The following is a 13745-nucleotide window of genomic DNA, read 5'->3' on the forward strand; positions in this document are numbered from 1 at the left end:
TGGCCGGCGAGACGCCCTCTTCGAGCATTTTCTCCAGGTACAGCTTACGTTTGTCCAGCGGCAGAGTGATAAAGCGCTTGGCAATCGTCAAAGCAACACTCTTGTCCATCAGACTTCCTCCATTTCATCAAGCAGGGCTTGCAGCTTGCTGAGTTTCTGTTCATTGATTGGCGCATCCCCGGTGTCCAGTTGCGCGACAAAATCCCTCAGGACGGGGTGCTGGAAAAGCAGTTGCGGGGTCAGGGTCAGCCCCAGTTCGAGCGCCATGCGCGAGACGACATTGACCGCCAGCAGCGAATGGCCGCCCAGCTCGAAAAAGTGATCGTTCAGGCCCACGCGCTGCACCGTGAGCACCTGTGCCCAGATCGCCGCGACCTGCTGCTCAAGCTCAGTGACCGGAGCGACATAACCGGCCTGCAACCAGCCAGTGTCCACAGCCGGCAGGGCCTTGCGGTCGAGCTTGCCGTTGGGGGTCAGCGGCAATTGCTCGAGGAACAGCAGATGGGTCGGGATCATGTAGTCGGGCAGGTGCTCCTTGAGCCTGGCCTTGAGTTCATCGCGCAGTGCGCGTTGCTCCTCGGTGTCATCCAGATTCAGGGACGGAGCGACCACGTAGGCCACCAGTTGCTGGCCGCCCGACACGTCCTGGGCCAGCACCGCCACCTCACGCACCTGGGGCTGTTGCAGCAGCCGTGCTTCGATTTCTCCCAACTCGATGCGGAAGCCGCGGATCTTCACCTGATGGTCGATGCGGCCCTGATACTCGAGCACGCCATCGGCGCGATAACGGCTCAAGTCACCCGTGCGGTACAGACGTTCGCCGGTTGTGGAAAACGGGTTGGGTACGTACTTCTCGGCGGTCATCGCTGCGCGGCCGAGGTAGCCACGGGTGATGCCCGCGCCGCTCAGGTACAGCTCGGCTGAAACGCCCTGGGGCACCGCTTGCAGGTTGGCGTCGAGCAGGTAGCTGGCGGTGTGCTTTACGGGCCGGCCGATGTTCGCCGTGCCGCCGGCAGTGCGGCGGGTCCAGGTGGAATAGGTGGTGTCTTCCGAGGGGCCGTAAAGGTCGTAGACGTGCTCAATCCCTTGTGGGAGCACTCCTGTGGAAGCACAGTCTGTGGGAGCAAAGCTTGCTCGCGATGGCGGTGGGTCAGTTACACATGGGCCAGCCGATAGGATGCTATCGCGAGCAAGCTTTGCTCCCACAGGCTCTGTTCCTACTGGTTTTGCTTCCACTGGCTCGCTCCCACCGATGGGGTGCTGATACAGCGCATCCACCAGGCTTTGCTTCAGCGGTTCCCCGGCCAGGTTGATGATGCGCACGCTGGCCGGAATCTCGCCGCTGCGCTGCAACGCGGCAATGGCCGAGGGCACGCTGTTGATCAGCCGTACTTGATCGCGGGCCGGCAGCTGCGGCAGCTCCAGGGCGTTGCGGGCGATGATCAGCGAACCGCCGTTGGCCAGGGTCACGAACAGCTCCCACACCGACAAGTCGAAGCACACTGAAGTCGAAGCGAGCACGCCCTGGATGTCATCGCGGCTGTAGACCGATCTGGACCAGTCGATCAGCGCCAGCACGTTGCGATGGGCAATCGCCACGCCCTTGGGCTGGCCGGTGGAACCGGAGGTGTAGATCACGTAGGCGAGGTTGTCGGGCGTCACGGTTGTGCGCGGTGCGCTCAATGGGTAGTCCGCCAGGTCGAGCTGATCCAGCATGAGCACAGCGGTTTCGGCCGGCACGCTCAGCGTTGCCACTACCGTCTGTTCGGTCAGCAGCACTTTGGCGCGGCTGTCGTCGAGCATGTAGGCCACGCGCTCGGCCGGGTAATCCGGGTCCAGCGGCACGTAGGCGCCGCCGGCCTTGAGCACCGCCAGCAAGGCGATCAGCAGGTGCTCGGAGCGCGGCATCGCCACGCCCACGCGCACTTCCGGGCCCACGCCCATTTCGATGAGTTTGTGGGCCAGGCGATTGGCGCGGCCATCGACTTCGCTGTAGCTCAATCGGGTATTGGCGAAGGTCACCGCCAGGGCATCCGGTGTAGCCTCGGCCTGGCGAGCAATCATCTGGTGAATGCACAGGTTTTGCTCGAACGGCGCATCAACCGGGTTCCAATCATGGGTCAGGCGCTGATGCTCATCGAACTCCAGCATCGACAGTTCACCCAGGCAACGCTCGCCTTGGGCGGTCATCTGGCCCAGCAACTGAGCCAGATGGGTCGCCAGTCGCGTCACTGTGGCGGGTTCGAAACTGGCCCGCTGGTAGCTCATGTGCACCGACAGTTGCCGATCCAGGCCCACCAACAGCGTCAACGGGTAGTTGGTCTGCTCTTGGGTGGCCGCCGGACCAAAGCGCAGGCCATCCGGCGCGCCTTGCTCCAGGGCCTGGGCAATCGGATAGTTTTCGAACACCAGCAAACTGTCGAACAGCGCTTCACCGCCCTGCCCGGCCCAGCGCTGGATGTCCAGCAACGCGGTGTGCTCGAACTCGCGCAGCGCCAGGTTCTGTGCTTGTAGCGCTTGCAGCCAACTGTCCAGGGACTGCTCGGCCCGAGGGCTGGCGATCACCGGCAGGGTGTTGATGAATAGGCCGATCTGCTGCTCGATGCCGGGCAAGTCCGCCGGACGACCGGCCACCGTCGCGCCGAAGGCCACGGTGTCTTTGCCGGTGTAACGCTGCAACAGCAGCAGCCACGCGGCCTGCACCAGCGTGTTGACGGTGACTTTCGAGGTACGGGCGAAAGCTTCCAGACGGCGGGTCAGCGTCTCGTCCAGGACCTGCACGTGATCGCCGTAGCCCGTGGCGGCCTCCCCGGACTGCGCAATGGCATCGGCCAGCCGCGTCGGGGCCTCCAAACGTTGCAGCGCAGGCTTCCAGAACGCTTCGCTGGCGGCGCCATCCTGGCGTTGCAGCCAGGCGATGTAGTCGCGGTAACGACTGCCGTGAACCGAGACGCTCTGGCCGCTGTAGCGCTGCAACACTTCCCCCAGCAACTGGGAATTGCTCCAGCCGTCCATCAGGATGTGATGATGGGTGTAGATCAACTGATAGCGCTGCTCATCGAGCCGCACGATCAGCAGTCGCAACAGGGCCGGCGCGCTCAGGTCCAGCTGCCGACGCTCGGCTTCGGCCAGGGCCTGCAAGGTTTCATCGCGCTGCGCATCGTCCCGCAAATCATGCAAGCGGTAAGGCAAGTCCAATTGCTTGCTGACGATCTGCACCGGATCTGGCAGGTCACCCTGCCAGACAAACCGTGTGCGCAGGATGTCATGGGCGTCCACCGCCGCCTGCCAGGCTTGACGGAAACGTTGCGGCTCCAGGCCTTCAACGTCCAGGCGCAATTGGTTGATGTAGTCGCCCGTGGCGTCGCCGTAGACGCTATGGAACAGCATCCCTTGTTGCATCGGCGACAGTGGATACAGGTCGGCGATCTGCGCCGTCGCCACCGGCAAATCATCGAGTTGCTGCTGGTTCAGGCGGGCCAGGGGGAAGTCCGACGGCGTCACGCCGCCATGCTCGCCGTGGCAGCAATGTTCGATCAAGCCTTGCAGCTCGCGGGCGTAATCGTCGGCCAGGGCCTGGACGGTGGCTTCGTTGAACTGCTCGCGGCTGAAGGTCCAGCCCAGGTTCAGTTCGCCGCCAAACACTTGGCCGTTCAGCGCCAGGACGTTGGACAGCGGAGCCTGGGCGTTCAATTCATCGCCGGCGCCTTCGCTGGCCGGCACGAACAAGGCACCTTGCGCTTCGCTGAAGCTGGCATCGAACTGCCCCAGGTAATTGAAGGTCAGCTGCGGTACCGGCAGCCGGGCAAGGATCGCCTGCGTCGGGTTATCCGCCAGATGAGCCAAGGCACCGAAACCCAGGCCTTTGTTGGGGATCGAGCGCAACTGCTCCTTGATCTGCTTGAGAGAGCTCCCCAGGTCCATCGACGGCGTCAGTCTGGCCGGGTACAGGCTGGTGAACCAACCAACGGTGCGGGTCAGGTCCACGTCATCGAACAACGCTTCGCGGCCATGGCCTTCGAGCTGGATCAACGCGCTGTCGGTGCCGGTCCAGCGCACCATGACCCGGGCCAAAGCGGTGAGCAGCAGATCATTGACCTGGGTGCGATAGGCCTTGGGCGCGTCTTGCAGCAATTGGCGAGTCAATGGAGCATCGAGCCGGGTGCGTACCGTCAGCGCGAGGTGGTTGTGCTGGCCGCCCTGGGGATTGTCCATCGGCAACCGCCCATCGACACCCTCCAGCCGGGTCTGCCAGTAGGCCAGTTCTTCCTGCAACGACGCGCTGCGGGCATAACCTTGCAAACGTTCGGCCCAGACCTGTGCCGAGGTGGTTTTCGCCGGCAACTGCAGCATCCCGCCGTCGGCCAGTTGCCGGTAGGCGCTTTGCAGATCGTCGAACAGAATCCGCCACGACACGCCATCCACCACCAGGTGATGGATCACCAGCAACAGCCGCTGACTGCCATCGGCCAACGTCGCCAGCACCGCCCGCAGCAGCGGCCCGTCTTGCAGGTCCAGGCTGCGTTGCGCGCGGTTGGCAATGTTTTCCAGCGCCTGGGCGTCAGGCACGTCCACCGCCCAAAGCAGCTCTGCGCAGTGGTTGGCCGGGGACCGGTAACTGGCCTGCCAGCCCTCGCTGCGTTCGCTGAAGCTCAAGCGCAGGCCATCGTGGTGCACCACCAGCGCGCTCAAGGCTTGCGCCAGCACGCGGGCATCCAGGGCGTGCGTGGGTTTGAGCATCACCGCCTGGTTCCAGTGCTGACGCTCAGGGATCGCCTGCCCGAAGAACAGCCGTTGCACCGGCAACAGGGTCAGCGTACCGCTCACCGGCCCTTGATCGATGACGTGCGTGGTTTCACCCGAACGCGCCACCACCGCCAACGCTTCGATGGTCTGGTGCTGGAACAAGTCTTTGGGGGTGAAGTGAATACCGGCCTGACGGGCGCGGCTGACCACCTGGATCGAGACGATGGAATCGCCCCCCAGTTCGAAGAAGTTATCCCGCAGGCCGACTTGCCCGAGCTTGAGCACGTCCTGCCAGATGGACGCCAGTTGCTGCTCCAGGGTGCTGCGCGGTGCCACGTAGCGTTGCTGCAATTGACTGACGTCAGGCTTGGGCAGGTTCTTGCGGTCGAGCTTGCCGTTGGGGGTCAGTGGCAGGCGTTCGAGCAGCAGCAGATAGGCCGGAACCATGTGCGCCGGCAGGGTGGCCTTGAGTTGGTCGCGCAGGTGCTCGGTGAAATCGGCACGCAGAGCCATTGATTCATCGGCCACCACATAGGCCACCAGACGCTTGCCGCTGCCGGCGCTGCCTTCCTGGGCGACCACCACCGCTTCACGCACGCCCTCGAGGGCTTGCAGGCTGGCTTCGACTTCTCCCAGTTCGATACGGAAACCACGAATCTTCACCTGGTTGTCGATGCGGTCCAGGTAATCGAACGTGCCGTCGGCGCGCTGGCGCACCAGGTCGCCGGTGCGGTACAGCAAGCCACCACCAGCACTGAACGGGTCGGCGACAAACCGCTCGGCCGTCAAGCCTGGACGGTTGAGGTAACCACGAGCCAGACCGCTGCCACCCAGGTACAGCTCGCCGGCCATGCCTTGGGGCAGCAGGTTCAGGTCGGCGTCCAGCACGTAGGCGCTGCGGTCGCCGATGCGGCTGCCGATGGGCGCATACGCGGCGCCGCACACCTCATCACGACCCGCTTTCCAGATCAGCGGCGTGACCACGGTTTCGGTCGGGCCGTAGCCGTTGATGATGAAATCTGGATTCAGGGCGCGCTTGACCCGTTCGAAACTGGCGTTGGCCACCGCATCGCCACCAAAGCAATAGATCCGCACCTTCGGCGGGTTGCCTTCGCGCTCGGCGTGTTCGGCCAGTTGTTGCAGGTACACCGGCGGGAACGCCACCACCGTCACAGCGTGCTCGCGCAGGGCGTTGTAGGTTTGTTCCGGGGTCCACAGGCTGTCATCGCGAATCAGCAAGGAGGCACCGTGGGTCAGGCTGGTGAGCCAGCGCTCATGGGCACCGTCGAAAGCGAAGGACATGAAATGGAATTCGCAATCGCTGCTGTGCATTTCATAGCGCTCGCCGATGGCCTGGCAGTGCATCGCCAGCGGACCATGGGCCACACTCACACCCTTGGGATTTCCGGTGGAACCGGAGGTGTAGATCACATAGGCGAGGTTTTGCGGGTCGATCTGGACGGACGGTGCGCTCACCGGTTGCAGGCTCAGGTCCAGGCGATCGAGCTCCAGCACCTGGGCGGCGCCTTCCAACGGCAACTGCGCCGACACCCGGGAGTCGGTGAGCAACAACGCCAGCCCTGAATCCTCGATCAGGTACGCCAGGCGTTCACGGGGATAGCCGGTGTCCAGCGGCACATAAGCACCGCCGGCCTTGAGCACCGCCAGCAGCGCGACAATCACTCCTTCGCTGCGCGGCAAGGCCACGCCGACCCGGGTTTCCGGGCCCACACCATGGGCCATCAGTGCGTGGGCTAATTGGTTCGCCCGCCGCTCGATGTCGCCATAACTGAAACGCTGACCGTCAAAGATCACCGCCGTGCTGTGCGGGTTTAGCGCTGCCAGATGGGCGATGCGCTGGTGTACGGCAATGTCGGTCGGGTATGGCTGCGGATGGTTGGCCGCCTGTTGCCGAGCCTGCTCCTGGGCGCCGGCCAAGGCGATTTCCCCCAGGTTGCGCAGCGCCGATTCGGCGAAGCGTTCCAGCAGTTGCAACAAGTGCTCGCTGATGCCGGCGATGGCCGCCGGGCTGAAATGCGCCCGGTCGAAGCTGTAGTGCAGCGCCAGGCTCTGGCCAATGGTCACCGCAACACTCAACGGGTAATGGGTTTGCTCCTGGTGAGTGACCTCACCGAACACCACGCCCTGCCCGGCGCCTTCTTGCAGGGCCTGAGCGATGGGGTAGTTTTCAAACACCAGGATGTTGTCGAACAGCGCTTCGCCGCCCTGCCCGGCCCAGCGCTGGATGTCGGCCAACGGCGTGTGCTCGAAATCGCGCAGGCTGAGGTTCTGCGCCTGCACCGCTTGCAGCCAGGCGCCGACCGACTGATCCGGGCGCGGCGCGGCGATCACCGGCAACGTGTTGATGAACAGGCCGACCTGTTGCTCGATGCCCGGCAAGTCCGCCGGACGCCCGGCCACAGTGGCACCAAAGGCCACACAGTCGTGACCGGTATAGCGTTGCAGCAACAACAGCCACGCCGCTTGCACCAGGGTATTGAGGGTGACTTTCTGCTGGCGGGCAAACTGTTCCAGGGCCTGGGTGCGCGGGACATCCAGGGTCTGGAAGTGATCGCCATGACCGCTGTGGATTTCGCTGGCGGACATCACTCGCGCCAAGCGGGTCGGCTCCTCCAAAGTCGCCAGTTGAGCGCTCCAGAACGCCTCGCTCAATTGCCCGTCCTGACGTTGCAGCCAGGCGATGTAATCGCGATAGCGCCCGATGGCGCTGGCCGACGTGCGGCCGCTGTAGCGTTGCATCACCTCACCGAGCAGCTGCGAATTGCTCCAGCCGTCCATCAAGATGTGGTGATAGGTGTAGATCAAATGCCATTGCCCGGCGCCGGTCTGCACCAGCACCAGGCGCAACAGCGGCGCCTGGCTCAGATCGAAACCTTGCGCGCGCTCGCTATCGGCCAGCGCGGCAAGGGCCTGCGACGGATCGCTATGCTCGCGCCAGTCCAGCACCGTGAACGGCAGTTGCACCTTTTTGTGGACGATCTGCAGCGGCTGCTGCAATTGCCCCTGCCAGACGAAGCCGCTGCGCAAGATGTCCTGCGCATCGACGGTGGCTTGCCAAGCGGCGCGGAAACGTTCGGTGTCCAGGCCTTGCACGTCCACCCGCAACTGGTTGACGTACTCGCCGGCGGCCTGCTCGTAGAGGGTGTGGAACAACAGCCCCTGTTGCATCGGCGACAGTGGATAGAGATCGTCGAGCTGGCCGGCCGGCACCGGCAGCCCGTCGAGTTGCGCCTGAGTGACAGGCGCCATCGGGAAATCCGACGGTGTGGCTTGCGGCGTGACCAGGTTGGCGCAATGCTCGATCAGTGCCTTGAGCTCAATGGCGTATCGATCGACCAGTTGCTGCACGGTCGCGCGGTCGAACATCTCACGGCTGAAACCCCAGCTCATCGCCAGTTCGCCGCCATAGACCTGACCTTCCACGGTCAGCCAGTTGGCCAGGGGTGCCGTCGGGTCCTGGGCGACGCCACTGCCTTCGCTGGAGGGCACGAACAACGCCGCCTCATCGAACTGCCGGTCGAACTGGCCGAGATAGTTGAACGTGATGCGCGGTGGCGCCAGGTCCGCCAGTTCGGCGCGCACCGAAGGTGCCGCCAAATGACGCAGCACGCCATAACCCAGGCCTTTGTCCGGGACGCCGCGCAGGTGTTCCTTGATCGCCTTGATCGACCCACCGAGATCGTCGCTGGCCGTCAGTTTCACCGCGAACAGGCTGGTGAACCAACCCACCGTCCGGGTCAGGTCGATGTCATCGAACAGCGCTTCACGGCCATGACCTTCCAGTTCGATCAGCGTGTCCGGCTGCCCACTCCAGTGACGGATGGTGCGGGCCAGCGCGGTCAGCAGCAGATCGTTGACCTGGGTGCGATACGCGGCAGGCGCCCGTTGCAGCAATTGTCGGGTCAGTTCGGCATCCAGACGCCATTCGATCTTCGCGCCGTGGGCATTTTCCAGGCTGCCCTGGGGACGATCGCACGGCAGGTCCAGCGCGTCCTGATGCTGGGCTTTCCAATAGGCCAACTGATCGTCGAAGCGCGACGCTTCGGCGTTCAGACGCGCGGTCCAGTTCTGGAACGCACTGGTCTTGGCTGGCAAGGTCACGCCGCCACCCGCCGCCAGTTGCTCGTAAGCCTGCTGCAAATCTTCCAGCAACACCCGCCACGACACACCGTCTACCACCAGGTGATGGATGACCAGCGCCAGCCGCTGACTGCCATCGGCCAGATTCACCAACATGGCGCGCAACAGCGGCCCTTCTTGCAGGGAGAGGCTGCGCTGCGCCTCGTCGCACAGCGCATGCAATTGCTCGGCGGATTGGGCATCGCGCAGCCACAGATCAGCGCTTTGCCGCAGCGGTCCGTGGCTCTGCTGCCAGCCGTCTGCGCCTGGCACAAAGCGCAGGCGCAGGGCATCGTGATGATTGATCACGCAGGTCAGCGCCGCATCGAGCCATTGCCCATTCAAGGGCTCGCGAGCGGTCAGCAGCAGCGACTGGTTCCAGTGCTCACGGGCGTTCATCGGCCGCGAGAAAAACTGCTGCTGGATCGGCCCGAGGAGAGCCGCGCCGGTGATGGGCCCCTGATCCACCGCACTGTGATGGTCGAGGCTGGCGACCAGGGCCAGGCTGCGCACGGTCTGGTACTGGAACAGATCACGCGGATTGATGCCGATACCGACCTGCCGCGCACGGCTCACCACTTGAATGGAGATGATCGAATCACCGCCCAGCTCGAAGAAATTGTCTTCGAGGCCGACCCGCTCCAGCCCGAGTACGTCCTGCCATATTTCAGCCAGCGCGATCTGCAGCGCATCCTGCGGCGCGACGAACGCCTGCTGCGGCGCCACATCCGGTTGCGGCAGGGCCTTGCGGTCCAGTTTGCCGTTGGCGGTGACCGGTAATCCGGCCAACGGCATCAGGTAGGTCGGCACCATGTATTCCGGCAGACTGCCCAGCAGCCACGCTTTGACGTCCTGCTGCCACTGCTCGTGCGGGTGGGTGTTTTCCAGCACCAGATAACCCACCAGATGCTTGCCGTCCTGCACCAACACCACCGCCTCGCGCACCAGCGGGTGCTGCATCAGGCGGGTTTCGATTTCGCCCAGCTCAATGCGCAGGCCACGCAGCTTGACCTGATGGTCGAGGCGGCCAAGGTATTCGATCACCCCGTCGGCACGCTGGCGCACCCGGTCGCCGGTGCGGTACAGGCGCGCGCCGTCATGGAAGGGGCACGGTACAAAACGCTCGGCGGTCAGCGCCGGGCGCTGGTGATAACTGCGCGCCAGCCCCGCCCCGCCCAGGTACAACTCGCCAGGCACGCCGTACGGCACCGGCGCCAATTGCGCGTCGAGCACGTGAGTGCGCAGGTTGGCGATCGGCCGACCGATCGGCACGCAATCGGCACCTTCGTCGACGCATGTCCAGTGGGTCACGTCGATGGCCGCTTCGGTCGGCCCGTACAGGTTGTAGAGGCTGGCGTTCGGCAGTTTGGCGAAGACCTGTTTCTGCGCATCCAGCGGCAAGGCTTCGCCGCTGCAGACGATGCGCCTTAGCCCTTCACAGGTTTGCACGCCCGGCTCATGGATAAACGCCTGCAGCATCGACGGCACGAAGTGCAGCGTGCTGATGCGGTAACGGTTGATGATATCGATCAATTGCAGTGGGTCGCGGTGCGCACCCGGCGCGGCCACCACCAGACACGCACCGGCCATCAGCGGCCAGAAGAATTCCCACACCGACACGTCGAAGCTGAACGGCGTTTTTTGCAACACCGCATCGCTGTCATCCAGACCGTAAGCCTGCTGCATCCAGCACACACGGTTGACCAGGGCCGCGTGACTGTTGCCCGCGCCCTTGGGTCTGCCAGTGGAACCGGAGGTGTAGATCACATAGGCCAGACTCAACGGATCAACTGTCACCTCGGGGCGACGCTCGCTGTAACCGTCGAGCCAGCCACTCGGCTGATCGAGCAGAATCACGCTGACGCCATTGGTTGGCAGCTCCGCCGCCAGCGAGCGCTGGGTCAGCAGCAAGGCGATGCCGCTGTCTTCGATCATGTAGGCCAGGCGATCCTGCGGGTACTCCGGATCCAGCGGCACATAGGCGCCGCCGGCTTTATGGATCGCCAGCAGACCGACCACCATTTCCACCGAACGCTCGACGCAGATCCCCACCAGCGTGTCCGGCCGCACACCGCGCTCACGCAGCAGATGGGCCAGGCGGTTGGCGCGGGCATCCAGTTGCGCGTAGCTCAGGCTTTGTTCGCCAAACAACAACGCCGGTGCATCCGGGGTGCGCGCCACCTGGGCTTCAATCAGGTGATGCATGCAGCGGTCGGTCGGATAGCGCTGGGCCGTGGCATTGCCACCGTGCACCAGGGTTTTGTGCTCATCGGCGTCGAGCAGCGGCAATTCGCCGATGCGTTGCGACGGATCGGCGACCATCGCCGCCAGCAAACGCAACCAATGCCGGGCCATGCGCACGATGGTTGGCGCTTCGAACAGGTCGTTGGCGTACGTCAGCGCGGCGTGCAGCTTGCCGGCCTTTTCGTAGGTGTCCAGGGTCAGGTCGAACTGGGTGGTGCGACCCTGCCAGTCGAGCATGCCGAGTTCCAGCCCGGACGCGGTGCTGACCGTGGTGAGGTCGGCTACGTGCGGCTGATGGTTGTACATCACCTGGAACAGCGGCGTATGGCTGAGACTGCGTTCCAGCTTCAGGGCTTCGACCAGACGCTCGAATGGCAGGTCCTGATGGGCCTGGGCACCGAGCGCGGTCTCTTTGACTGCGCGCAGCAAATCGGCAACCCGCGTCTGCCCGTCCAGTTCGGTGCGCAGCACCTGGGTGTTGACGAAGAAGCCGATCAGGCCTTCGATTTCATCGCGATTGCGGTTGGCGATCGGCACACCGACGCGGATATCGGACTGGCCGCTGTAGCGATGCAACAGCACGTTGAACGCGCCGAGCAACAGCATGAACAGCGTGATGCCATGCTGCTGGGCGGTGCTGCGCAGGTGCTCCGCCAAAGCGGCATCGATGGCAAACTCATGACGGCTGCCGCGATAGCTCGGCATGGCCGGGCGCGAGTGATCGGTCGGCAGTTCGAGCACCGGATGCTCGCTGCCCAGTTGCGCCTGCCAATACTCGAGTTGCCGCGCCTGCTCGCCCGCTTCGAGCCAGCGGCGCTGCCACAGGGCGTAATCGCTGTACTGGATCGGCAGCGGCGCGAGTTGCGGCGACTGCCCCGCCTCATGGGCGTCATAGCAGCGGATGAATTCGTCGATCAGCACGTTCATCGACCAGCCGTCGGAAACGATGTGGTGCAAGGTCAGCAACAGCACGTGTTCCTGCTCGTCGAGCTTGAGCAGCTTGACCCGCAGCAGCGGCCCGACCGCCAGATCGAACGGCAGCAGTGACTGTTGCTGCGCCGCCTCGGCCACCGCCTGTTCGCGCTCGGCGGCCGGCAAGGCACTGAAATCCTGTTGCTCGATCAGCAGCGGCGCGCAGGTCGGCACTTGCAACAGGCTATCGTCCGCCTGACGCTGGAACACCGTACGCAGGGTTTCGTGACGCGCGACGAGGCTGGCGAAGGCCTGCTCCAGCGCCGTCAGGCTCAACGCGCCCTTGAGCCGCACCGCCCCCGGCAGGTTGTAGGCCGCGCTGCCGGGCTCCAGTTGCCAGAGGAACCACATGCGCTGCTGGGCGTAGGACAAGGCTTGGCGATCTTCGGCTTCAACGCCCTGAGGGATGGGGAAACCGCTGAACTCGACGCCCTCCTTGTCCAGCGCCGCCAGGAACATCCGGCGCTTGTCCAGGGGCAACCCGATAAACCGGCGAGCAAGTTTCAAGGCGTCTTCAGCATTCATTTCTGGGTATCCGGAATCAGTGGGCACAAGGCACAAAGGCATGTCGTCCCTATAAAACGAATGCAGACCGGAAAAATTAGCGCTTGAGAATAGAGGTCAGGAAAGAGGGAAATCCGTGGCGAGGGAGCTTGCTCCCGCTCGACTGCGCAGCAGTCGCAGAAGCTCCCGGCCGCAAAAGAACCGACGCCTGGTAGGGGTCGCTTCGCAACCCAGCGGGAGCAAGCTCCCTCGCCACAAAAGCAGATTGTTTGTGAATCAATGCATCAGGCGCTGATTGCCAACCCATGCCGTCGATGATGCACGCTCAACTGATCCTTGATCAGGCGCAGCACCCTGGCCTCGTGCTCATGGATAAAAAAGTGCCCGCCCGCCAGCATGTCCACCGAAAAGCTGCCGGAGGTTTCCCGGCTCCAGCCGATCAGTTGCTCGGTGCTGGCCTTGTCGGTGGTGCCGCCGAGCACGTGCACCGGGCATTTGAGCGGTGCTCGGGTTCGCGGCTGGAAGCGCCCGCACAGCAGAAAATCCGCCCGCAGCACAGGCAAGGTCAGGGCCATCAATTCTTCATTGGCCAGGACTTCTTCGCTGGTGCCATTGAGGGTGCGCAGTTGTTCGATCAATTCAGTATCGGTTTTCGGTGTGGCAAAACCGCGGTCGTAATCGGCGCGCATCGTCGGCGCTGCGGTGCCCGAGGCGAACAGCGCTACCGGTTCCGGGCAACCCAGCTCACGCAAGGCATGGGCGATTTCGCAGGCCAGCAATGCGCCCAGGCTGTGGCCGAACAGCGCATAAGGGGCCTGGAGCGTGGGGCGCAGTTCCCGGGCCAGTTGCATCGCCAACGGGCCCATGTCGGTGTGCAGCGGCTCGCCGAAACGCGCCCCGCGCCCTGGCAGCTCAACCGGCTGCACCTGCAGCCATTGCGGCACCTTGCGCCGCCAGCGGCTGTAAACCATGGCGCTGGCGCCGGAATACGGCAGGCATAGCAAGGTCAGTTGAGTCACCGCGGTTTTCTCCGATCAGTTGTGTATGGAAGATAACGAACTGGCGACAGTCTGAATTAGTCAGTGTCGCCGTACCTGCCCCATGGCCTCACACGCCCCCTATACTGGCGGCATCTCGGC

General features: G+C 64.0%; 3 protein-coding genes (1 of these 3 running past the window's edge). All 3 read right to left on the minus strand.

Annotated elements, in window-relative coordinates:
- Positions 1-109, minus strand: partial view of a non-ribosomal peptide synthase/polyketide synthase gene (locus T3A99_RS07780; RefSeq protein WP_322834184.1) — the beginning only. 13421 nt of this gene lie to the left of the window's left edge; 109 of the gene's 13530 nt are visible here — the first part of the coding sequence; its start codon is at positions 107-109; its stop codon lies off the left edge, out of view.
- A complete protein-coding gene (locus T3A99_RS07785; protein ID WP_322834185.1) occupies positions 109-12627 on the minus strand; it encodes a non-ribosomal peptide synthase/polyketide synthase in 12519 nt (4172 codons plus the stop codon). The genes T3A99_RS07780 and T3A99_RS07785 overlap by 1 nt, the downstream gene beginning before the upstream one ends.
- A 263-nt stretch (positions 12628-12890) precedes the next feature.
- The gene (locus T3A99_RS07790) at positions 12891-13625 is read right to left on the minus strand and encodes a thioesterase II family protein (RefSeq protein WP_047230459.1); all 735 of its coding nucleotides are present in this window, start codon (positions 13623-13625) and stop codon (positions 12891-12893) included.
- Positions 13626-13745: the final 120 nt, after the last annotated feature.

It is taken from the genome of Pseudomonas sp. N-137 (genome assembly GCF_034555295.1).
In the GTDB taxonomy this organism is placed as follows: domain Bacteria; phylum Pseudomonadota; class Gammaproteobacteria; order Pseudomonadales; family Pseudomonadaceae; genus Aquipseudomonas; species Aquipseudomonas rhizophila.